Here is a 23,190-nt window from a genome sequence, read left to right as displayed (position 1 = left end):
GTTTTCTGGATAATTAAAGCTGATGTTTAATTGTTAGTTGAGCCAGAAATGAAAATAGAACAAAAAAAAGGGAAAAATCATCACACGTTTACCCTTGAAGATGATTACTTTAACTATGAGTACAAGGACTCTTCCAACAGGGGAGATGTTGACCTGTACTATGCTGACTTGCCTGTGAAAACAATGGAAAACACCGAGCTGAACGAATGGTTGAGGAATGTTGGTTTTCTCTGGGTATTTATTAGTGTCGCTCAAAGTGTGTATTCCAGCTACTCAACAGGAAAGTTGCATCTTGATTTGATGTGGATGGTACTTGGCGTTGCCTGCGTTGCCTGGGCATATCTCACTAAAGTCACATACACGGTGTATCAATCTGAGAAAGCAAATGTTTTTATAATCAAGGATAAACATCATGACTCTTTGATCGCTGAGCTTATGAAGCGCAGGAAGGCTCAGTTGTATGCCTGGTATGCGGACATTAACCTGGAAAATGATTTGGAAAATGAACTAAACAAGTTTGACTGGCTTCAGAAACAAGAAGTGCTGAGCCCGGAAGAGGTGAGGCAAAAAAAGGAAGAACTGAAGTATTACCACGAAAACAGTGCTGAACTAACAGAAGCCCGGGTTCTGAATTAACTTTTTGGAAATTGATTGATTAAAGCTCTCAGATGAGAGCTTTAACTATATCGGGGATTTGAGCCGGGTCCTGGATTCGCAGCTGTTTATGCCGCCCGAGTTCACCTTTTTCAATTTTGACCAGACCTTTGGCGACTTTGAACTGTTTGGCCAGAAATTTGGTCAGGTGGGCGTTGGCTTTGCCATCGACCGGCGGAGCTGTGATGGCGACTTTCAGCTCTTCACCGTGCAGGCCGACGATTTGATCCCGGCTGGCTTTGGGCTGGATATACAGTTTAAGCACCAGGTCGTCGCCCTGCTTCTGTACCGCATTGCTCATTTTATACTGAGCCACAACACGCCGAATATCTCGCCCATCAGGGAGTCAGCAAACTGAAGGCCGATAAGCAGTACCAGTACACTCAGGTCAAAACCGCCCATCGGAGGCAGGAAGCGGCGTACCGGTGCCAGCATTGGCTCGGTCAGCTGGTGGAACACGTATTCTACCGGGCTGCGGCCCTGGCTTACCCAGCTCAGGATAGCGCGCAGCAGCAGTACCCAGAACACCAGTCCGCCTGCGGCTTTAACCAGTGCCAGCAGACCCAGGATGAAGTGCACGCTGCTGACAGAGAAGGCAACCTGTGGATTCAGTGCAGTAATAACCAGCAGTTTGGCCACACACAGCACGTAGGCAAACAGAACGGTGGCAAGGTCAATGCTGCCGATAGATGGAATAAAGCGGCGCAGTGGGCCAACTACCGGCTGAGTTGCCTTGACCACAAACTGAGAAAACGGATTGTAAAAATCGGCTCTGGCCATCTGCAGCCAGACTCTCAGGATCACTACCATGATGTAGAGGTTAAACAGGGTAGTTACCAGAAAATACATCGAGTTCATTATAGACCCTTAATCTGTTTAAAATTGTTTTTCCATTTCCTGCGCGCGGGCAACTGCCGCCTGCATGGCTTTCGACACAATATCAGACAGCTGATACTGGTTAAAGGTTCGCAGCGCTTCTGCTGTTGTGCCGCCTTTTGAGGTTACCTGTTCGCGCAGGGTGCTTAGCTCCAGATCCGGATTGGCGACCACCATTTCGGCTGCGCCCAGTGCAGACTGCTCAACCAGCAGGCGTGCGGTTTTTTCATCAAACCCCTGGGCAATGGCTTCCTGCTGCATAGCTTCCATAAACAGGAAGAAGTAGGCAGGTGCACTGCCGGCAGCGGCGATCACATTGTTGATCCCGGACTCTTTTTCTACCCAGCAGGTTTTACCAACTGCGCCAAGCAGTTGCTCGGCAAACGTCTTTTGCTCTGAAGAAACCTCAGGGCTGGCAAACAGGCCGCTCATGCCTTTGCCGACCAGGGCCGGGGTGTTAGGCATGACCCGCACCAGCTGAAGCTCAGAGGCCAGCATCTCTTCAAGTCTTGCAGCGCTGATCCCGGCGGCAATGGAAATCACCAGTTTGTGCTGGTAGTCCACACTTTGCAGGTCCCGACAAACCACCTCCATCAGTTGGGGTTTGACTGCCAGCACAATGACATCTGCCTGCTCCGTCGCGCTCAGGTTGTTCGGGCTGGTCTTAACTCCGTACTGAGTGGTCAGCAGGCTGCGGGCTTCTTCGCTTGGGTCGGTCGCCGTGATCAGTGCTGCCGGATAGCCGCTGGCAACCAGTCCCGCGATAATGGAGCGCGCCATGTTCCCTGCGCCGATAAAGGTGATTTTCTTCTGTTCCATGAGTGTTCCCTGAAGGCGTAATGTTTAGTTGTAGTTACGGGCACCAAAAATGGCGGTACCAATACGCACCATTGTGCTTCCTGCCTCTACTGCTGCCTGCATATCACCGCTCATTCCCATCGACAGGGTATCGAGCTGCGGATATTTCGCTTTAAGCTTGTTTTGCAGAGCGGCCAGCTGGTTGAAAGCGTTCAGCTGAGAGGCGTAGTCATCCACGTTAGCCGGGATTGACATCAGTCCTCTTAAAGTGAGGTTTGGCAGCGAGTTTATCAACTCTGCCAGTTCAAATACTTCCTGTTCGCCGGTGCCGGACTTGCTCTCTTCACCACTTGTGTTGACCTGGATAAGTACCTGAAGTGGCGCCATGTCATCCGGGCGCTGATCATTGAGACGCTGCGCAACTTTTGCCCTGTCGACTGAATGCACCCAGTCAAAATTTTCTGCTATTGGTCGGGTTTTATTCGACTGGATGGGACCAATAAAGTGCCATTGCAGATCGTCATGGTTATAGTGAGCGCGGAAGTGAGCGATTTTCTCCACCCCTTCCTGAACATAGTTTTCTCCGAAGGCGCGCTGACCGGCGGCAATCGCATCGGCAACGGCTTCAGCTGGTTTGGTTTTACTCACCGCCAAAAGTTGCACGGAGCCACAATCCCGGCCAAACTTTTCTTCAGCAGCGCGGATTTGTGCGGTGATTTGTTCAATGTTTTGTTGAATACTACACATAGTTGACGTTATTAAGGATTTTTAATGGATATCGCAGAGTTACTGGAGTTTAGTGTAAAGCATAATGCGTCAGATCTACATCTTTCTGCAGGAGTGCCTCCGATGGTCCGGGTGGACGGTGATGTGCGCAAGCTCGGCGTACCGCCACTGCAGCACGGTGAAGTCCACCAGCTGGTGTTCGATATTATGAATGACGCCCAGCGGGCAGAGTTTGAAGAAAAGCTGGAAGTGGACTTCTCTTTTGAGCTGCCAGGCGTGGGCCGTTTTCGTGTTAATGCCTTCAACCAGTCCCGCGGATGCTCTGCGGTGTTCCGGACCATTCCGACCGAGGTGCCGACTCTTGATCAGATCTCTGCGCCGGATATCTTCACCCAGATCTCCAATTACGAAAAAGGCCTGGTGCTGGTGACCGGCCCGACCGGTTCGGGTAAATCGACCACCCTGGCAGCGATGGTGGATCACGTAAACCGCAATCACAACAAGCACATCCTTACCATTGAAGACCCGATCGAGTTTGTTCATCAGACCAATAAGTCGCTGATCAACCAGCGTGAAGTACACCGCGATACCCACAGCTTTAACGCTGCGCTGCGCTCAGCCCTGCGTGAAGACCCGGACGTGATCCTGGTGGGAGAGCTGCGTGACCAGGAGACCATTCGTTTGGCCCTGACCGCGGCAGAAACCGGTCACCTGGTGTTTGGCACCCTGCATACCAGCAGCGCGGCCAAGACCATTGACCGTATCATCGACGTGTTCCCGGGTAATGAGAAATCCATGGTGCGTTCCATGCTGTCTGAGTCGCTGCGTGCGGTGATTTCGCAGAAATTGCTTAAGCGTATCGGCGGTGGCCGGGTAGCCTGCCACGAGATCATGATAGCCACCCCGGCGATCCGTAACCTGATCCGTGAAGACAAGGTGGCGCAGATGTTCTCGGTTATTCAGACCGGTGCTGCGATGGGAATGCAGACCACAGAGCAGAACGTACGCCAGCTGATCTCTCAGGGGCTGGTGGATCCGCAGGAAGTGGCCAGCAAACTGGAAATTGAGCAGCCGGGTTACTAAGGAGCGGTTATGGAGCTGAATGAGATCCTTCGCCAGATGGTGGAGCGAAAAGCATCGGATATTTATATCACCGTGGGCGCGCCCTGCCTGCTCAGGGTACACGGCGAACTGGTTCCGGTCGGTGAAGAGCTTACAGAGCACCAGGTGCACACACTGCTCGACAGTGCCATGGATGAAGTGCGTCGTGGTGAGTTTCGCCGTGATAAAGAAGCCAACTTTGCCATCGTGCGAGACAGCGGCCGTTTCCGGGTCAGCGCTTTCTTTCAGCGTGAACTGCCTGGGGCGGTGATCCGCCGGATTGAAACTGAGATCCCCACCTTTGCTGATTTGAATCTGCCGGATGTGCTGCAGGATCTGTCGATTGCCAAGCGCGGCCTGGTGCTGGTGGTCGGTGCCACCGGCTCGGGTAAATCCACTACCCTGGCGGCGATGACCGGTTACCGCAATCAGCAGCGCAGTGGTCATATTCTGACGGTAGAAGACCCGATAGAGTTTGTCCACGAGCATAACAAATGCATCGTCACCCAGCGTGAAGTGGGGCTGGATACCGAAAGCTATGAAGTGGCGCTCAAGAACTCACTGCGTCAGGCGCCGGATATGATCCTGATCGGTGAGATCCGGTCCCGTGAAACCATGCAGTACGCCATGACTTTTGCTGAAACCGGTCACCTGTGTATGGCAACCCTGCACGCCAATAACGCCAACCAGGCGATAGAGCGGATCCTGCACCTGGTACCCAAAGAGCAGAAAGAGCAGTTTCTGTTTGATCTCTCGATGAACCTGCGTGGTGTGGTTGCCCAGCAGCTGATCCGGGATAAAAACGGTGATGGCCGTCATGCCGCCTTTGAGATCCTGCTGAACACCCCACGGGTGGCGGATCTGATCCGCCGCGGCGATCTGCATGAGCTGAAAACCACCATGGCCAAATCCACTCAGGCCGGCATGATCACGTTCGATCAGAGCCTGTACCAGCTGGTTTGTGATGACAAGATCACCGAGCAGGACGCCCTGCATTCGGCTGACTCAGCCAACGACCTGCGCCTGATGCTGAAATCCCAGCAGGGCGGCAGTTATGGCCGGGGTAAGCTGGATGGGGTTCAGATTGATATGGATTAAAAACGCCTGTGGCGTTTTTAATCCATGGCCCTGGGCGCTGGGTCCTGGGCTCTGGGGGAGCGTGCGGCAGGTTTAGCGGTAAACCTGAGATTTGTTCTTGATGGGAGCGAAGAGAGGTGAAAACATCTTGCAGCACCCAGCACCCAGCACCCAGCACCCAGCACCCAGCACCCAGCACCCAGCACCCAGCACCCAGCACCCAGCGCCTTTACCCCCACTGCGCCTCAAACCAGCTCTCCAGTATCACTACCGCAGACTGACAATCCACATTGCCTTTGGTCAGGGCTTTGTAGCCACCCATTTCAAACAGCTCTGAGCGTGCTTCGGCGGTGGAGAGGCGTTCGTCGTGCAGTTCTACCGGCAGGCCGAAGCGGCCGTGGAGGCGGTTGGCGAACTTTTTCGCTCTTGGGGTGATGGTTTCCAGCGCTTTGCCGTGCAGGTCGGTCGGCAGGCCTACCACCAGCAGATCCGGCTGCCACTCTTTGATCTGCGCTTCAATCAGATCCCAGTTCGGCGTTCCGTCCTGCGCTTTAAATGCTTTCAGCGGTCTCGCTGTGCCGGTAATTTCCTGACCGATGGCACTGCCAATACTCTTGGTGCCAAAGTCAAAGGCCATGATGGTTCTTGAGGACATAGTCGATTTAACCTGAGAAAAGTGGTTGATTTTGAGTTGTGGGGTGGAGGAATGGTCCTGGGTCCTGGGTCCTGGGTCCTGGGTCCTGTAATATGATACCTAGTACCTAGTACCTAGTACCTGGCACCCAGCACCGTTAACTACCCATGCCCCGCATCTGCCGAGAGCTGATCCGCATCGATCCCCAGTTTGGCGATGGCGCTGCGCCAGCGTTCACCGGCAGGGGTGTTGAAGATGATCTCCGGATCCGCTTCTATGGTCAGCCAGGAGTTTTCGGCCAGCTCGCTTTCCAGTTGCCCGGCTTCCCAGCCGGAGTAACCCAGCGCTACCAGAAACTGCTGTGGCTCGGCTTCGGTGCCAAGTACGGTCAGAATATCCCGGGAGGTGGTCATGGCCAGCTCCGGGGTCATCTGAATGCTGGACTGGTAGCGGTCTTTGGGCTTGTGCAGCACAAAACCACGGTCTTCTGCGACCGGGCCGCCGCTCAGTACCGGCTGGGCGAGGCTGGTATGGTTCACTCTTGGCTGGACGGACTCTATGTCCACCTGCTTAAGCATGTTCTCCACCGAAATATCGATCGGAGCATTGATGATCAGTCCCATGGCACCTTCGTCATTGTGCTCGCACAGGTAGATCACCGACTGATGAAAGAAAGGATCTCTCATACCTGGCATGGCGATCAGAAAGTGATTGGTCAGATTCATACTTACTCCGCTCGGTTCGGTATTACGCTTTGCCAGTCCTGGCTGCGATGGCATCCATCAGTTTGCCTGTGATGGAGATGTCATGCGCCGCTTCAATTTCACGGATGCAGGTCGGGCTGGTGACATTGATTTCTGTCAGCTTATCACCAATCACGTCCAGTCCGACAAAAATCAGTCCTTTTTCTTTCAGTACCGGCGCGACCGCTTCTGCGATCTTACGGTCGGTCTCACTCAGCGGGCGCACTTCACCGCTGCCACCGGCGGCCAGGTTGCCGCGGGTCTCGCCTTTGGCCGGGATACGGGCCAGGCAGTAAGGCATAGGCTCACCATCGACCACCAGGATACGTTTGTCACCATTGCTGATGTCCGGTACAAAAGTCTGTGCCATGGCATAAGTCTGGCCGTGGTTGGTCAGGGTTTCGATGATAACGGACACGTTAGGATCGCCGGCCTTAACGCGGAAGATCGATGCGCCACCCATACCGTCAAGAGGTTTGAGGATCACATCGCCATGCTTCTCGCGAAACGCTTTGATGTTCTCTGCTTTGCGGGTCACGATGGTCGTCGGGGTCAGGTCCGGGAACCAGGCGGTAAACAGTTTTTCGTTGCAGTCACGCAGGCTCTGAGGCTTGTTGACGATCAGGCAGCCTTCATCTTCAGCGCGCTCAAGAATGTAAGTCGCGTAGATGTATTCTGTATCGAATGGTGGATCTTTACGCATCAGTACTGCATCGAGCTCAGACAGGCGAATGGTCTGCTCAGAGTGGAACTGATACCAGCCGTTCGGGTCTTCCTGTACGGTGACCACTTTGGTATCAGCAAAGGCAATACCCTGATCCAGGTGCAGGTCCTGCATTTCGATGTAGTGCAGTTCCCAGCCGCGGCGCTGGGCTTCGAGCATCATGGCAAAGCTTGAATCTTTTTTTATGTTGATGGACGAAATCGGGTCCATCACTATGCCGATTTTAATCATTACTTTCTCCGGTTATCCCAGGTCACCAAAACGGACCTGAAGTGCGGTGATCGCAGTCAGGGCTGCGGTCTCCGTGCGCAGTACACGCGGGCCAAGCAGGGTTTCTTCGAACTGATACTGCTCGGTCATGGCTATTTCTTCAGCGGACAGCCCGCCTTCCGGGCCAATAAGCAGACGCACTTTTTCGATCGGGCCCGGCAGGGTGTTGATCGAATATTTGGCGCGGGGATGCAGGTTGAGCTTAAGCGCATCGCTCTGCTCGGCACACCACTCTTCCAGTTGCATGATCGGGCGGATCTCCGGGACCACGTTACGGCCACACTGCTCACAGGCAGCGATGGCGATTTTCTGCCATTGAGCCAGTTTCTTTTCGAAGCGCTTAGTATCGAGCTTAACGCCACAGCGTTCAGACAGCAGGGGAGTGATAGTGTTGACGCCCAGTTCTACGGACTTTTGAATGGTAAATTCCATTTTGTCGCCGCGGGAGATCACCTGACCCAGATGAAGATCCAGCGGGGACTCAATGCTGCGGTGACGTTTTTCGGTCACTTCAACGCTGACGTGCTTTTTGCTGACTTCGCTGATCTGCGCCGGGTACTCGTGGTCACTACCGTCAAACAGCACTACTTCCTGACCCGGCTGCATGCGCAGTACCCGGCCGATATGTCCGGCGGCATCATCGCTCAGGTTCAGTTGCCCCAGCTGGCTGATTGGCTCGGGGTGGTAAATACGTGGCACTCTCATAGGTTTGTCCGCTAAATACTGATAATGGTTAGATTGATGCCTTTGATTAAAAAAACAAGGCCCGGATAGTGAAATTCTAATTCGCGCACTGCTGTGACACAAAAGGATTTCGGTTGCCCTGCAGCTTATAAATTCTTTTCTCCCGCTCACACTCCCATTTATCCGCAGGATACTGCTTATTCCACGCCAGCATCATCTGTTGCTGGGATTTGGAGAGCTTAAAGCCGTACTCTTTGCTCATATACAGGTAAGTGCGGGCGATAGAGCCACGGGCGCGGTCTGGCGGCATGACTTTGCGTTGTTTAAAGTTTACCTGCATCTCACACTGGCCGTAGCTGACGCCGTCCAGGCCATTCCACTGGCTGAAGTTGTAGTTAGAGCGGTCACCGTTGACTTCGCCGATCGCCGGAGTCAGGTTGTGCAGGTCGGCTTCCATACGGCGGAAGGCTTTGTCATTTCTGCTGCAGTTTTTTCGTCCGCCTTCCTGCCAGCACTGAAGCTGGTGGCCAAACTGCCAGGCGGGCACCACGTGTTCCCACTCGATCCGTGACGCACGTTTTTGCTGTTTGCGTACCTGATAGCCGCACCCGTTAAGATCGGGAATGCCTTTCTTTCCCTGCCACTGGATATCACAGCCGCAGTAGAAGCTGACCGGGTGATCATCGTAGATCTGTCGGGCTATTTTTTTGGCCTGACTGAATGAGGTGGGGTGAGCGGCAAGTGCGCTCTGGCTGATAAACGCCGCCAGCAAAGCGGCGCAGACTGAGATTCGCATGAGACTGATGAGGTTATTGTCAAAAGCTCAGTGTAACGCCGGGGCCAGGGGCTGCCAAGTTCAGTGGAGGACGGATAACTCAGGCTGGCTCGGCGCAGAGCTGCTGCTGGCAGTCACGGCAATGGTAACGGGCCTGACCGCGGACAATTTTATTGTGGCGGCGGACACTGAGCAGGTGCTTCTGGCAGCCACAGCGATAAGCAAACTGTTTGCCCTGTACTGAGCTGACATCCAGGCTGTGGGTAGTGTTTGGTGTTACCCCAAGAACCTGCAGCATCACGCTCTGCCACTCTTTGCCATGCGGGCGTACCCGCCCAAACAGCTGGTAAACAATAAGATGAGCGACTTCATGGGGGATCACTTCACTGAGAAATGTCTGGCGGTTTTCGCTCAGCAGTACCGGATTCAGCTTGATTTGCCAGGCCTGGAGATATGCCTTACCGGCCGCGCGGCCGCGCAGCTTAAAGCTCAGCTCCGGCAGGGGAAAGCGGGTATTGAAGTAGCGGGAGGCTTTGTCCACGCACTCTTCGATAATGCGCTGACAGTCGCTGATAAGCTGCGGGGTGATTTCGGGTGACGGCACGGTATTCCTCAGATAAAAAAAAGCCCTGACCGGCAGGTCAGGGCTCAGTATGCCAGATTTTCAGCCTGGAGCTTACTTCAGGTTAGCGAAGTCGCGCAGTGCTTCTGCTTTGTCGGTCGCTTCCCAAGGGAACTCTTCGCGGCCGAAGTGACCGTATGCAGCGGTCTTCTTGTAGATAGGCTGCAGCAGGTTCAGCATTTCCTGCAGGCCGTATGGGCGCAGGTCGAAGAACTGACGTACCGCTTCGATGATGATGTCGTGAGACACTTTCTCAGTACCGAAAGTTTCCACCATGATAGAAGTAGGATCAGCAACACCGATAGCGTAAGACAGCTGGATCTCACAGCGGTCAGCCATACCGGCAGCCACGATGTTTTTAGCCACGTAACGCGCTGCATAAGCTGCAGAGCGGTCAACTTTTGATGGATCTTTACCAGAGAACGCACCACCACCGTGACGCGCTGCACCGCCGTAGGTGTCTACGATGATCTTACGGCCGGTCAGGCCACAGTCACCCATAGGACCACCGATTACAAAACGGCCGGTTGGGTTGATGAAGTACTTGGTCTCTTTGCTCAGCCACTCTGAAGGCAGAACCGGCTTGATGATCTCTTCCATTACCGCTTCACGCAGATCCGGAGTAGAGATGCTGTCACAGTGCTGGGTAGACAGAACAACCGCGTCGATACCAACGATCTTGCCCTGGTCGTACTGGAAAGTTACCTGAGATTTCGCATCCGGGCGCAGCCACGGCAGGGTGCCGTTCTTGCGTACTTTTGCCTGACGCTCCATCAGCAGGTGAGAGTAAGTGATCGGTGCCGGCATCAGCACGTCGGTTTCGTTGGTTGCGTAACCGAACATGATGCCCTGGTCACCTGCGCCCTGCTCTTTAGGGTCCGCTTTATCAACGCCCTGGTTGATGTCCGGAGACTGCTTACCGATGGTGTTCAGAACAGCACATGAGTTGGCATCAAAGCCCATGTCTGAGTGTACGTAGCCGATTTCGCGAACGGTTTCACGGGTCAGCTCTTCAATATCAACCCATGCAGAAGTGGTGATCTCACCACCAACCATGACCATGCCGGTTTTCACGTAAGTTTCACATGCAACGCGTGCTTTAGGGTCCTGCTCCAGAATTGCGTCCAGTACTGCGTCTGAGATCTGATCTGCGATTTTATCTGGATGACCTTCTGATACCGATTCAGAAGTAAACAGGTGCTTAGCCATAAGAGCTCCGAATAGTTTATGTGATTAAAGCCACCGAGACTCATAAATGCTCACCGGCTTATGGAATGTGTTTTGTAGGTGTTTCTACATCTAGACGTCTATTCTAGTTCACACTGCGTGAATTACAAGCGCAAATTTATTAAGTCACAAAACCAAACGATTGCGTAAAAAGCCAAACAGAGTAGGGGATTTATGAAAAAAACGCTTTAAAGTCCGGCAAAATGGCCAGTAAAACGTTTGCAGAGGGCGGGGGGCTTTGAGACAATACGCGCCGCCGGAATCCGGCCCCAATTGAAATCTTACTAATCGCTTATGCACTCAGGAGCAGACATGTCTTCTCGTAAATATCTGGCAAACGCGATCCGCGCTCTAAGCATGGATGGTGTTCAACAAGCAAACTCTGGTCACCCAGGTGCCCCAATGGGCATGGCTGACATCGCTGAAGTTCTTTGGCGCAGCCACCTGAAGCACAACCCACAGAACCCAGAGTGGGCAGACCGCGACCGTTTCGTACTTTCTAACGGCCACGGCTCTATGCTGATTTACTCTCTGCTTCACCTGACTGGCTACGATCTGTCTATCGACGATCTGAAGAACTTCCGTCAGCTGCATTCGAAAACGCCTGGCCATCCTGAATACGGTTACGCGCCTGGCGTTGAAACCACCACAGGTCCTCTGGGTCAGGGCATCACCAACGCGGTTGGTATGGCACTGGCTGAAAAATCTCTGGCTGCTCAGTTCAACAAAGAAGGCCACGACATCGTTGACCACTTCACCTACGTGTTCATGGGTGACGGTTGTCTGATGGAAGGTATCTCTCACGAGGCGTGTTCTCTGGCAGGTACCCTGGGTCTTGGCAAACTGATCGCGTTCTGGGATGACAACGGCATCTCTATCGACGGTGAAGTTGAAGGCTGGTTCTCTGACGATACGCCTAAGCGTTTCGAATCTTACGGCTGGCACGTAATCCCTGCTGTTGACGGCCACGACGCGGAAGCGATCAATGCGGCTATCGAAGCGGCTAAAGCTGACCCTCGTCCTACCCTGATTTGTACCAAAACCATCATCGGTTTCGGTTCACCAAACAAAGCGGGTTCACACGACTGTCACGGTGCTCCTCTGGGCGCTGATGAAATCAAAGCAGCGCGTGAGTTCCTGGGCTGGGAGCACGCTCCTTTTGAAATCCCTGCTGACGTTTACTCTGAGTGGGATGCGAAAGAAGCGGGTGCAGCGGGCGAAAGCGCGTGGAACGAGAAGCTGGCAGCGTACGAAGCGGCTTACCCTGAGCTGGCGGCAGAATTTAAGCGTCGTATGAACGGCGACCTGCCTGCACAGTGGGAAGAAGAAGCTGGCAGGATCATCGCTGATCTGCAGGCAAATCCTGCGAACATCGCATCACGTAAAGCGTCTCAGAACGCACTGGAAGCATTCGGTAAGATGCTGCCAGAGTTCATGGGCGGCTCTGCTGACCTGGCACCTTCTAACCTGACCATGTGGTCTGGCTCTAAGTCTCTGACTGCTGAAGATGCGTCTGGTAACTACGTTCACTACGGTGTACGTGAGTTCGGTATGACTGCGATCATCAACGGTATCGCACTGCACGGTGGTTTCGTACCTTACGGTGCAACCTTCCTGATGTTCATGGAATACGCGCGTAACGCAATGCGTATGGCTGCGCTGATGAAAGTGCAGAACATCCAGGTTTACACTCACGATTCTATCGGTCTGGGTGAAGATGGTCCGACTCACCAGCCGGTTGAGCAGATCGCTTCCCTGCGTGTAACACCAAACATGAGCACCTGGCGTCCGTGTGACCAGGTTGAATCTGCGGTTGCGTGGAAGCTGGCTATCGAGCGTAAAGACGGCCCGACTTCACTGATCTTCTCACGTCAGAACCTGGCGCAGCAGGAGCGTGATGCACAGCAGGTTGCTGACATCGCTAAGGGTGCATACATCCTGAAAGACAGCGAAGGCAAACCAGAGCTGATCATCATCGCGACCGGTTCTGAAGTTGAACTGGCGGTTGAAGCAGCAGCCCAGCTGACAGCAGAAGGTAAGAAAGTACGTGTAGTTTCTATGCCATCTACCGATGCATTCGACAAGCAGGATGCAGCATACCGTGAAGCGGTACTGCCATCAGACGTAACTGCACGTATCGCAGTTGAAGCGGGCATCGCTGACTACTGGTACAAGTACGTGGGCTTTGGCGGCCGCATCATCGGTATGACCACCTTCGGTGAGTCTGCACCGGCGGGTGAGCTGTTCAAAATGTTCGGCTTCACCACTGAAAACGTGGTAAACACAGCGAAAGAACTGCTGGCATAAAGCTGCATTGATTATGCTGTAACACCGGGGAGCATTTGCTCCCTGGTGTTGTTTTAAAGCTTAATTTCCCTGCCGGAAGGTTTCCCCTTTCCGTTATAAATTCTTTTCTTCTTTCTCCCTGAACTTTCAGAACCTGATTTACAGCTCCCTTTCATCCACAGAGTTGTGCCTGAACAGCGCCCAGCAGTTTTGTTGTCCGGTGAACAGGTAGCCGGTTGCTGCAGCGATAACTTCCGGATCCGCTAAAGAGCAGTCCCTGACCAGAATAAAGTCGTGGTAGCTGATGAGACTCCAGTCCATGGCCAGATACTGTTTGTTGGTGCGGCTGTTTATATTTCGCTTTTTGAGATGGCGTACAGGCTGGTTGAAGTAATAAGCAAAACTGAAATCGATAAGGACTTCTTTTTCCGCTCTCAGCCAGTGGCCGTAATGAAGGTAATAAGGGACCAGCATCAGCCCGAATTTGTAGTAACCAAAGTCATCCGGGTCAGAGATATAAAACACATGCGTATTGGCCGGTATGTTGTGAGTGACAGACTCAAAGTCCTGCCTTTCTCTCTCCAGTATCCACTGCTGATTTAGCCGGGAAGTGACGGCAAGAAGAAGACAAAGAGTGGCAAGCAGCGTATAGGCCGTCTTCTTTTTTATGCTGTCGAATAACAGGGGAAGAAAGACCGGCAGCAGTATCGCCAGGCGGTCAGAAAAAAAAGAGGTCGAAAACAGCAGCGATGGCAGCAGATAGAAAAGGGCAAGGGTAGCTATGATCAGCTGGTGGGGCGGAGTGAATGATCGGGTTATACCAAGCAGTCTTACCGACAGATAGCCATACAGCAGGAGCCTGATACCGCCAAACAGGAGGTCATTACCCATCAGGTGGCCGGTTATCAGTATTGCTGTTTTTTCAAATAGTGACTGATAGATAAGGTCAACCAGGTTAGCGGAAGCTTCGTTGCCGGAGACGTAGAAAGACCAGCAAAGCAGCCAGACCGCCGGGCTGAGGAGCAGAAAGAGGGAGCCGGCATTATGGCGGGAGATTTTTCTGTTAAATATCAGCCAGGTGAGTATATAGGCGATGTTAAGTCCCCAGGCCATGGCATGACCAAATGCGAGGGCATAAGAGATGGCGATATGAGGGAGACTGAAATGCGAAATGTCCCGCTCCAGCAGAGAGACCAGCCACAGGCAGCCCAGGGCGGCGGTCACCATAAATGGAATAAATCCCCAGTTGAATGGCAGGTTATACAACAGCGGGAAACAGAGCAGACACAAAAGCTCAGGTTTTTTATACAGCCGCAGTAACCTCAGGCAGCACCAGGGCAGGACTAACAGATAAAATGACGTTGCAGCCTTTAAGGCCACCGCCGGAGAGCTGAGCAGAGTGAGCAGTGTCAGGAGCAGGTTTGTTGTCAGGTAAGGGGTAAAGAGGTTGAGATACACCTCAGAAGAGATGAAATGGCTGCCATAAAGCAGCGACTTAATGTCAGCAAGCTGTGACAGGTGCTGCGGCGCATCGACCATGGCCAGGTTTTCAAAGCTCCAGACCGGCATAATAACCAGGACAGAGAACAGCAGATACCAGAACCTGAAACCCTCACCAGAGCCGGGCTTTACGCTCAGCATTCCGGCTTATCCCAGCCCCGCTTTCCGGGAACATCATCAGAACCCTGCAGTGCGGGCTGCGCCAGATAGGCCAGCATTTTTGTCTCCAGCCTGGCCCTTGAAACATTATCCAGAATAAAGCCGCTGAACAGACACAGCCCGGAGAGCACCCCTGTGGCACTGGAGAGAATGGCAGTAGGAAAGCGGGCCACCAGGCCTGTTTCCCAGAACTCCAGGATCACCGGGATCCCAAGACCCAGGGAGAGGATTGCCAGCAGCGCAGAAAGGGTTGAGAAGAACTGCAGCGGTTTGACGTCACGCAGCAGGAACAGAATAAAATTGAGGATCTTAAACCCGTCTTTAAAGGTGTGCAGTTTGCTTACCGTGCCTTCCGGGCGGGCGCGGTACATGGTAGCGATCTCTCTGGCCGGCAGGCGGTGCATCAGGGCGAAGACGCTCAGCTCCGTTTCTATCTCGAAGCCGTGGCTCAGTACCGGCAGGCTTTTGACAAAACGGCGGCTCATTACCCGGTAGCCGGAAAAGACATCTTTGAGCTCGGCCCCGAAAAAGGTGCTGATCAGCTGGCTGAATGCCCGGTTACCCAGAACATGTCCGGACGGATAGGCGCAGGCTTCTGTTGAGCGGGTGCCGGTGATCATATCGAGCCGTTCATCAACCAGGGTACGGATCATCTCCGGCGCGGCTTCTGCCTCGTAGGTATCATCGGCGTCGGCGAGTACATACACATCGGCTTCGATATCGGCAAACATGCGCCTGACTACTTCGCCTTTGCCCTGTCTGGGTTCATGCCGCACTATGGCGCCGGCTTCTTCTGCCTCCCGGACCGAGCCATCAACAGAGTTATTGTCATACACATACACACAGGCACCGGGCAGGGCCCGGGAGAAATCAGCGACCGTCTTTCCTATCGCTCCCTGTTCGTTATAGCAGGGCAGGAGCACGGCGATGCGTAACTGGTTCATGGTGTCTCCCCCTTTTCATCTTTGATCACGGCATACAGCAATACGCCGTATTGCGATTCTCCGGCGGGTTTAAGCCAGGCCGGTGGCTGCCTTGCCAGCAGGCGTTTAACCAGTGCATCCGGCGCCGCATGGTCAGCAATCACCCGGGTGGCGATATCCGGCCCGAGCAGTACATAGTCGAATCCCTGCTGAGACACCTGTTCCTGCGCGCTTTGCATATCAGTTTGCTGCAGCAGGCTGATGACCATTTGGTTGCCGCGTACATTTCTGTGATAGGGCGCAGCGGACACGGCGTTATCCGTCAGGGCCAGCATTGGCGCGCCGTAACTGAGCGGCGCGAGGATGTTTTTCCGGCTCAGCCCCTTGTTCAGTACCGGCTCCAGGCGCTGGACAGGGGAGATCTCTGCTGCGGCCTGTCGCTGTTGTTGCTGGCCGCCCAGCCGGGCCTGGAGCGAAAGGATACACAGTGGACTGAGCGCAAGGATGCAGATCCAGAATCCGGTTGGGGTGCGGGTCAGGCGTGACAGCAGGGTGATGCAGGCAATGGTCAGCAGGGGCAGGGCGATCAGCAACACGATGGAGATGGTGCGGACCTGCCAGAAAAACGGAATGGCAAATCCGGCGGTGGTGATCAGCCATATTGAGCGCAGCAGCGGGGTCAGTGGCAAAAACAGTGGCAGCAGCGCGACGGCAGCCCAGAGTACCAGATAGTTGTAGCTGTTCATAAAGCCAAGCAGTCGCCAGTAATCGAGCGATGACATGGCCTCGGTCACGTAGTCGAGCCAGTAGGTATGCAGCATGGCCGGGAACTCATGGTAAGGACCGAGCAGGAAAGTGGGGAACAGCGCTGCAAACGGGAGAAAACAGATAATGGCAGGCATAATAAAGCCTGCCGTCACGCTGCTGTCAAAGCGCGGGGAAAGCTTTTTCAGGGTAAAGAAAAACAGCGCTGCGCACAGGCTCATCACCAGCAGTGGCAGGCCTATTTTGTCATGAAAAGGTTGCATAAACTCATTCACCGGCCGGTCGAGCAGCATAAACAGCGCCAGCAGGACGCACAGCCGCCAGCTCATACGGTTCAGCCAGTTCAGCCAGGCGTGATCATGACGAAATCCGGTCCAGCTCAGAATGATCAGCCCGGCAATAAAAGCGGGCATGTTTTCCAGTCCCACCCAGGCGGAAAGCGCCATCATCAGGGCCACTGCTTTTGCCCGCCACTTATCGTCACACTCTTCTGTGGTCAGCGGGGTAATGGCAATGCAGGCAGAAAGCAGCACCAGCTGCAGGTTATGGTGATCGATGGAGCCGGGCAGAAACGGAGACAGCAGCGGAGAAAGGGGAACAAACAGCGCGGTGACTTTGGCAGCCAGGGTGCTGCCGGTCAGGCGCTGGGCAAACAGCCCGGCTGCCAGCATGGTCGCCAGCAGGTAGAGCAGCGGAACAAGCAGCAGGGTCAGGGTCATCGCCAGTGAGGCGGGGAGGATCCAGTTCAGAACCGCCCAGGTGGCGGCCAGGGGGATATCTGCCAGTCTGGACCAGTGAATAATCTGCCCGTCTTCGGGATTAAAGCGGGGAATGGGCTCCAGGTACCAGTTGCCGTTTTCCAGCCACGAAGTGAACTGAAGCAGCCGCATATAGTCGTCATTATCACTGAAATTGAGTGCCGCCAGGTCTTCCCAGCCATACTGGGTCATCAGGGTGGCCAGTACCAGCCACACACAGCCTACCAGCCAGGGCCAGTCCTGGTGCGATTTTCTGGTGACATGCAGTGGCTGAAGCTGGCTTTGCATACGATTCCATATCCCTGTGGCTGTATGTTAAGCATAGACCGGGAACGTTATTCGGGAACAAAAATGCCGGGCAAAAGCCTGATATGCACAAACATTTGTATCACTAATGATAAAAAAGCCACCATCGGGTAAACTCGGGCGGTCTAATCTAATGAAATCAGAATAACTATGACCCTGAAAATAGCGATAAACGGCTTCGGACGTATTGGCCGCAACGTGTTGCGGGCTGTCTATGAAAGCGGAAAAAGTAATGACATTCAGGTGGTTGCTGTAAATGACCTGGCCTCTCCGGAAGGCATGGCTCACCTGCTGCAATATGACTCATCGCACGGACGCTTCTTCAAGCGCGTCTCACACGATCAGGAGCATCTCTACATCCACCACCCAAACGGTGAGCAGGATGCGGTGCGGATTTTACATCTTGCTGAAATTGAACTGCTGCCCTGGGCGGATCTCGGGGTAGATATCGTGCTCGACTGCACCGGGGTATACGGCTGCCAGGAAGACGGACAGAAACATATCCGGGCCGGGGCGAAAAAAGTGATCTTTTCTCATCCGGGCGCGGCGGATCTCGACAACACCATCATCTACGGTGTTAACCATCAGACCCTGACCGCAGAGCACAAAGTGGTCTCCAACGGATCCTGCACCACTAACTGTATTGTGCCAATAATCAAGACGTTAGATGATGCATTCAATATTGAGTCCGGCACCATCACGACTATCCACTCTTCGATGAACGACCAGCAGGTGATCGATGCTTATCACCCGGATCTGCGCCGTACCCGCGCTGCCAGCCAGTCGATCATCCCGGTAGATACCAAACTGCACCTTGGTATTGGCCGAATCTTTCCGAAATTTTCTGACAAGTTTGAAGCGATTTCAGTGCGTGTTCCTACTGTAAACGTGACTGCGATGGATTTGAGTGTAACTCTGGCTACAAACGTGAAAGTTAATGACGTAAATCAAACCATAATTGAGGCTTCTAGGTGTACATTACACAACATTGTTGACTATACTGAAGCGCCTCTTGTTTCCATCGATTTTAACCATGATCAACATAGTGCGATTGTTGACGGGACTCAGACCCGGGTCAGCAACGGCAAACTGGTAAAATTGTTAGTATGGTGTGATAACGAGTGGGGTTTTGCCAACCGCATGCTGGATACGGCGCTGGTAATGCACTCACTTGACTAACAAGAGCTAAGAAGGAACTTGGAAAGATTTATTTCTTCACTTGAATTAAATCGTAACAGCCCCAAGTTAAAGCATTAGTTGAAAGAATCTACAGGCCTGGCATGAAGCCGGGCCTTCGAAAAAACTTTGTATTTTAACATTGAGAGGACAAACCATGTCTGTAATCAAGATGACTGACCTGGAACTGGCAGGTAAACGCGTATTTATCCGTGCCGATCTAAACGTACCGGTAAAAGACGGTAAAGTAACTTCAGATGCACGTATTCTGGCGTCTCTGCCGACTATCAAGCACTGTCTGGAAGCTGGTGCGAAAGTGATGGTTACATCACACCTGGGTCGTCCAACTGAAGGTGAATACGCAGAAGAGTTCTCTCTACAGCCTGTTGTTAACTACCTGAACGACGCGCTGGACTGTGAAGTTAAGCTGGCAAAAGAGTACCTGGAAGGCCTTGAGCTGAACGCAGGTGAGCTGGTTGTTCTTGAAAACGTTCGCTTCAACAAAGGCGAGAAGAAAAACGAAGAAGAACTGTCTAAGAAATACGCTGCTCTGTGTGACGTATTCGTAATGGATGCGTTCGGTACTGCGCACCGTGCACAGGCTTCTACTCACGGAGTTGGCATGCACGCTCCTGTTGCTTGTGCTGGTCCTCTGCTGGCTAACGAGCTTGACGCTCTGGGTAAAGCAATGGACAAGCCTGCTCGTCCAATGGTTGCTATCGTTGGTGGTTCTAAAGTTTCTACCAAACTGACTGTTCTTGAGTCTCTGTCTAAAGTTGCTGACCAGCTGGTAGTGGGTGGCGGTATCGCAAACACCTTTATCGCAGCAGATGGCCACAACGTTGGTAAGTCTCTGTACGAAGCAGACCTGGTTGACACTGCCAAGAAACTGATGGAAGAGTGTGCAATCCCTGTAGCAACTGACGTTGCATGTGCGAAAGCATTCGACGAGAACGCAGAAGCTGAAATCAAGCACGTTTCTGAAGTTCAGGATGACGACATGATCTTCGACCTGGGTCCTGAGTCTACTGAAGCTCTGGCGAAAATCCTGAAAGATGCGAAAACCATCCTGTGGAACGGCCCTGTAGGCGTATTCGAGTTCAAGAACTTCGAAGCAGGTACCAAAGGCATCTCTGAAGCGATCGCTTCTTCTGAAGGTTTCTCTGTTGCAGGTGGTGGTGACACTCTGGCAGCTATCGACAAGTTCGGTATCAAGGCAGACGTATCTTACATCTCTACCGGCGGCGGTGCTTTCCTTGAGTTTGTTGAAGGTAAAGTACTTCCTGCAGTTGCTATGCTGGAAGAGCGCGCTAAAGCGTAATGAGTTTACAAAGCGGGACAGGAGTTCCCGCTTTCTTGTTTGCTGAGGCACGCGGTTTGCTGATAGAATGCGCCGTGTTGTAAGCAAACGATTGCAAAATTTTATTTAATACGACAGAAAATAGGACTAATTCCATGTCTAAGATCTTCGATTTCGTAAAACCAGGTGTTATCTCTGGTGACGACGTACAGAAAGTATTTGAAGTAGCTAAAGAGCACAAGTTCGCTCTGCCAGCAGTTAACGTTGTTAACACTGACTCTATCAACGCTGTACTGGAAGCTGCTGCTAAAGTTAAAGCTCCGGTTGTTGTTCAGTTCTCTAACGGCGGTGCTGCTTTCTTCGCTGGTAAAGGTCTGAAACTGGAAGGTCAGGAAGCACAAATCAAAGGTGCTGTTGCTGGTGCTAAATACGTTCACGCTATCGCTGAGTCTTACGGCGTTCCTGTGATCCTGCACACTGACCACGCAGCTAAGAAACTGCTGCCATGGATCGACGGTCTGCTGGACGCGGGTGAAGAGTTCTTCGCTCAAACTGGTAAGCCTCTGTTCTCTTCTCACATGATCGACCTGTCTGAAGAGTCTCTGGAAGAAAACATCGAAATCTGTGCCAAGTACCTTGAGCGCATGGCTAAGATGAACATGACTCTGGAATTCGAACTGGGTTGTACTGGTGGTGAAGAAGACGGCGTAGACAACACTGATATGGATCAGTCTGAGCTGTACACTTCTCCAGAAGACGTTGCATACTCTTACGAGAAACTGATCGCAATCAGCCACCGTTTCACTATCGCAGCATCTTTCGGTAACGTACACGGCGTTTACAAGCCAGGTAACGTTGTACTGACTCCAACTATCCTGCGTGACTCTCAGGCACACTGTGCAGAGAAATTCGGTATCGCTTCTAACGCTCTGAACTTCGTATTCCACGGTGGTTCTGGTTCTACTGAAGCTGAAATCCAGGAGTCTATCTCTTACGGTGTTATCAAAATGAACATCGATACTGATACTCAGTGGGCTACATGGGATGGTATCCGTCAGTTCGAAGCTGAAAACCACGACTACCTGCAGGGCCAGATCGGTAACCCAACTGGTGAAGATGCACCTAACAAGAAGTACTACGACCCACGCGTATGGCTGCGTGCTGGCCAGGCTTCTATGGTTGCTCGTCTGGAAAAAGCATTCGCTGACCTGAACGCGATCGACGTACTGTAAGACTGATTCTTTGCTCATCTGATGAGCACTGAATAGAGTTTCCAAAGCCCCGGATTTTATCCGGGGCTTTTTTTATCGTGCTCATTCCACAAAGTTTTTGTATGAGTTTGGTATCCCTTTCAGGCTGTGACTAAGCTGGATATACCTGCTTAGTTTTGAGAGCCTTTCTGCCATTTATGATTATCGCCCTGGTTGTTGTGATGTGTTTTCTGACCAAAGTCTGGCTGATTGGCCAGTCGTTTCGTCATGATGACAGCCTGAGCTACCTTTCTGTATTTGTCGCCGACCTGCCATATATCCTGCTGTGTACCTTTCTGCTGCTGATTTCCGGTATGGTGCGCTCAGCACCGTTGCGGGCAGTAATGCGGCTGGTCAGTTTTCTGATGTTTGCGCTCTTTCTGACTGACATGGCGTTGATCTTCACCCTTCAGTCCAGACTCTATTTCACGGATATTCCCCGCTTTGCGGCTGAACTGGGTACTGTTTTTTCCGGTCAGCCTGTGTGGCTGATGGGTTTGATGGTGGTGGGCGTACTGTTTTTGCTCGCTTTTCTGCGTTCCCGCCAGGCTTCGAAGACAAGTGTCAGGGTTGCTGGTGCCATGCTGGTGGTCAGCATTCTGCTGGGCGCTGCCTATACCGGTAATGAGACGGTGAAGGTGGTGTTTTACCGCAATTTTGTGGCCGTTAATCTGGCTGATACCCATCGTCATCCTTACAGCCCGGCGTTTGTTCAGCGGTTTGATTTCCAGCCTCAGCAGCAGTGCCGTCCTCAGACGCCTGACAGACCTGATTCGGTGTACATTCTGATGGTGGAATCCTGGTCTGATTATCACAGTGCGCTGTTTGGTGGTGGCGATAATGACTGGACCCCGGAGCTGGATGCGCTGGCCAGGCAAAACATACGCCTCAGTCAGTTTTATGCCAATGGTTTTACCACGGAGATGGGACTGTATGCTCTGGTGACCGGGTTGCCCCCGGTTCTCTACCAGCAGGAGATGCAACTGGATGGGGGAGTCAGATTGTCCGGACTCCGGGCGCCGGTCAGCGAGGTCGCTAGGCTGGAAGCGCTTGGTTATCACTCTGTATTTGTTACTTCTGGTGACCTGGGCTTTTTGGGGAAAGGTGAATGGCTCAGGGCGATGGGATTCTCTGAACTCATTGGTGCAGATTCCTTTTCCGGAGAGCATCCCCGTTATCTGTTTAATTCTGTTGATGACAGGGTGTTGTTTGAGCACGCAGCTCAGATGGTCAGGGAGGCTCCCCGGCCGAGGCTGATGGTGGTGGAAAACGTTACGACCCATCCTCCGTTTTATGTACCGGGTAAAGGGGGGGCGGTGCTCTCTGAGGAAGCGGTGTTTCGCTATACCGACAGGGAGATTGCCCGCTTTATCCGCGAGGTTACCACCCCGGATGATCTGGTGATTGTATTCAGCGATCACCGGGCTATGACGGCAGTGAGCCCTGCAGAGCGCCGGCGTGCAGGGGAGTGGGCTGTTGCGCGTATTCCTGCTTTTATGATCTGGAAAGGCAGACAGAGGGTGACAGACCTGCCGTTACAGCAGTCCGATATCCTCCATTCGATCGCAGGTTTGATAGAGGGGGAGCAGTGTGTGGATGAGCTTTCCGGAAACCTGTTCCCGACGGACTCGGCCCGGGCATCTCAGTGTGTGGTTCACAGCAGGGGCGATGACCGTTCACTGGTGAATGTGCGTTGTAACGGACAAAATTACCAGGTGAGGCTGGATGGGGACCAGACCCGGGTAACAAAAGGGCCTGATGATCCGCTGGCCACCGATGTGGTCAATTTCTTACGTTTGATACAGGCTGATTAATTTGAGAGGCAATATAGTGTCTGCTTATAAAAATGCACTGAA

22 protein-coding genes are annotated in these 23,190 nt (G+C 52.9%); 8 read left to right on the top strand and 14 right to left on the bottom strand.

The window, feature by feature from the left end; all coding sequences use genetic code 11:
- Positions 1-48 precede the first annotated feature (48 nt).
- A complete protein-coding gene (locus ACVB80_RS15830; protein ID WP_481082249.1) occupies positions 49-636 on the top strand; it encodes a hypothetical protein in 588 nt (195 codons plus the stop codon).
- A 28-nt stretch (positions 637-664) separates the two neighbouring features.
- On the opposite strand, the gene yggU is transcribed toward ACVB80_RS15830, so the two are convergent.
- From yggU to ACVB80_RS15810, 4 genes are read right to left on the bottom strand one after another with little or no spacing between them, the layout of a single operon-like run.
- On the bottom strand, positions 665-955 hold the full coding sequence (gene yggU / locus ACVB80_RS15825) for a DUF167 family protein YggU (RefSeq protein ID WP_481082248.1): 291 nt from the start codon (positions 953-955) through the stop codon (positions 665-667).
- Complete coding sequence (locus ACVB80_RS15820) at positions 952-1,512, bottom strand: YggT family protein (RefSeq protein ID WP_481082247.1); 561 nt, start codon at positions 1,510-1,512, stop codon at positions 952-954. Before ACVB80_RS15820 ends, yggU begins: the two co-directional genes overlap by 4 nt.
- Positions 1,513-1,530: 18 nt before the next feature.
- Positions 1,531-2,349 carry a pyrroline-5-carboxylate reductase gene (gene proC / locus ACVB80_RS15815; protein ID WP_481082246.1) on the bottom strand — a complete coding sequence of 273 codons (819 nt, stop codon included), beginning with the start codon at positions 2,347-2,349 and terminating at the stop codon, positions 1,531-1,533.
- A 24-nt stretch (positions 2,350-2,373) separates the two neighbouring features.
- Entirely contained in the window at positions 2,374-3,075 is a 702-nt protein-coding gene (locus tag ACVB80_RS15810) for a YggS family pyridoxal phosphate-dependent enzyme (protein ID WP_481082245.1), read from the bottom strand.
- Between the two features lie 24 nt (positions 3,076-3,099).
- Between ACVB80_RS15810 and ACVB80_RS15805 the strand changes: the two genes are divergently transcribed.
- Together ACVB80_RS15805 and ACVB80_RS15800 are read left to right on the top strand one after the other, a co-directional pair.
- Positions 3,100-4,137: a type IV pilus twitching motility protein PilT gene (locus tag ACVB80_RS15805; protein WP_481082244.1), complete on the top strand. Its 1,038-nt coding sequence runs from the start codon at positions 3,100-3,102 to the stop codon at positions 4,135-4,137.
- A gap of 9 nt (positions 4,138-4,146) precedes the next feature.
- Positions 4,147-5,253 (top strand): PilT/PilU family type 4a pilus ATPase, encoded by a 1,107-nt coding sequence (locus tag ACVB80_RS15800; RefSeq protein ID WP_481082243.1) that lies wholly within the window; start codon positions 4,147-4,149, stop codon positions 5,251-5,253.
- 208 nt (positions 5,254-5,461) lie between these two features.
- Here the strand turns inward: ACVB80_RS15800 and ruvX are convergent, their stop codons facing one another.
- The 7 genes from ruvX to metK form a co-directional block, all read right to left on the bottom strand.
- Positions 5,462-5,887 carry a Holliday junction resolvase RuvX gene (ruvX, locus tag ACVB80_RS15795; RefSeq protein ID WP_481082242.1) on the bottom strand — a complete coding sequence of 142 codons (426 nt, stop codon included), beginning with the start codon at positions 5,885-5,887 and terminating at the stop codon, positions 5,462-5,464.
- Positions 5,888-6,027: 140 nt separating this feature from the next.
- A complete protein-coding gene (locus ACVB80_RS15790) occupies positions 6,028-6,591 on the bottom strand; it encodes a YqgE/AlgH family protein (protein WP_481082241.1) in 564 nt (187 codons plus the stop codon).
- Between the two features lie 22 nt (positions 6,592-6,613).
- Positions 6,614-7,564: a glutathione synthase gene (gene gshB, locus ACVB80_RS15785; RefSeq protein ID WP_481082240.1), complete on the bottom strand. Its 951-nt coding sequence runs from the start codon at positions 7,562-7,564 to the stop codon at positions 6,614-6,616.
- A 12-nt stretch (positions 7,565-7,576) separates the two neighbouring features.
- The gene (gene rsmE / locus ACVB80_RS15780) at positions 7,577-8,308 is read right to left on the bottom strand and encodes a 16S rRNA (uracil(1498)-N(3))-methyltransferase (protein WP_481082239.1); all 732 of its coding nucleotides are present in this window, start codon (positions 8,306-8,308) and stop codon (positions 7,577-7,579) included.
- Between the two features lie 76 nt (positions 8,309-8,384).
- Complete coding sequence (locus tag ACVB80_RS15775; RefSeq protein WP_481082238.1) at positions 8,385-9,083, bottom strand: endonuclease; 699 nt, start codon at positions 9,081-9,083, stop codon at positions 8,385-8,387.
- 79 nt (positions 9,084-9,162) lie between these two features.
- Entirely contained in the window at positions 9,163-9,651 is a 489-nt protein-coding gene (locus ACVB80_RS15770) for a SprT family zinc-dependent metalloprotease (RefSeq protein ID WP_481082274.1), read from the bottom strand.
- Between the two features lie 87 nt (positions 9,652-9,738).
- Complete coding sequence (gene metK, locus ACVB80_RS15765) at positions 9,739-10,893, bottom strand: methionine adenosyltransferase (protein ID WP_481082237.1); 1,155 nt, start codon at positions 10,891-10,893, stop codon at positions 9,739-9,741.
- A gap of 330 nt (positions 10,894-11,223) precedes the next feature.
- Between metK and tkt the strand changes: the two genes are divergently transcribed.
- Entirely contained in the window at positions 11,224-13,218 is a 1,995-nt protein-coding gene (gene tkt / locus ACVB80_RS15760) for a transketolase (RefSeq protein WP_481082236.1), read from the top strand.
- A gap of 138 nt (positions 13,219-13,356) precedes the next feature.
- On the opposite strand, the gene ACVB80_RS15755 is transcribed toward tkt, so the two are convergent.
- The 3 genes from ACVB80_RS15755 to ACVB80_RS15745 are packed head-to-tail and all read right to left on the bottom strand — an operon-like array spanning position 13,357 to position 17,590.
- On the bottom strand, positions 13,357-14,838 hold the full coding sequence (locus tag ACVB80_RS15755) for a hypothetical protein (RefSeq protein ID WP_481082235.1): 1,482 nt from the start codon (positions 14,836-14,838) through the stop codon (positions 13,357-13,359).
- Positions 14,832-15,800 (bottom strand): glycosyltransferase family 2 protein, encoded by a 969-nt coding sequence (locus ACVB80_RS15750; RefSeq protein ID WP_481082234.1) that lies wholly within the window; start codon positions 15,798-15,800, stop codon positions 14,832-14,834. Before ACVB80_RS15750 ends, ACVB80_RS15755 begins: the two co-directional genes overlap by 7 nt.
- Positions 15,797-17,590 (bottom strand): hypothetical protein, encoded by a 1,794-nt coding sequence (locus tag ACVB80_RS15745; protein WP_481082233.1) that lies wholly within the window; start codon positions 17,588-17,590, stop codon positions 15,797-15,799. The genes ACVB80_RS15750 and ACVB80_RS15745 overlap by 4 nt, the downstream gene beginning before the upstream one ends.
- 168 nt (positions 17,591-17,758) lie before the next feature.
- Here ACVB80_RS15745 and epd point away from each other — a divergent pair, with 168 nt between their 5' ends.
- From epd to ACVB80_RS15725, 4 genes are all read left to right on the top strand, one after another.
- Positions 17,759-18,787, top strand: coding sequence for an erythrose-4-phosphate dehydrogenase (epd, locus tag ACVB80_RS15740; protein ID WP_481082232.1), 1,029 nt, complete (start codon positions 17,759-17,761; stop codon positions 18,785-18,787).
- Between the two features lie 154 nt (positions 18,788-18,941).
- Entirely contained in the window at positions 18,942-20,105 is a 1,164-nt protein-coding gene (locus tag ACVB80_RS15735) for a phosphoglycerate kinase (protein WP_481082231.1), read from the top strand.
- A gap of 134 nt (positions 20,106-20,239) precedes the next feature.
- Positions 20,240-21,316, top strand: a complete 1,077-nt coding sequence (gene fbaA, locus ACVB80_RS15730) for a class II fructose-bisphosphate aldolase (protein WP_481082230.1) — start codon at positions 20,240-20,242, stop codon at positions 21,314-21,316.
- A 200-nt stretch (positions 21,317-21,516) separates the two neighbouring features.
- Positions 21,517-23,148, top strand: a complete 1,632-nt coding sequence (locus tag ACVB80_RS15725; protein WP_481082229.1) for an LTA synthase family protein — start codon at positions 21,517-21,519, stop codon at positions 23,146-23,148.
- Positions 23,149-23,190 lie beyond the last annotated feature (42 nt).

This window comes from Vibrio sp. 9-16B-A1 (assembly GCF_056726165.1).
The sequence above is the reverse complement of the archived record's forward strand: the minus strand, read 5'-3'. Positions and strand labels throughout refer to the sequence as shown.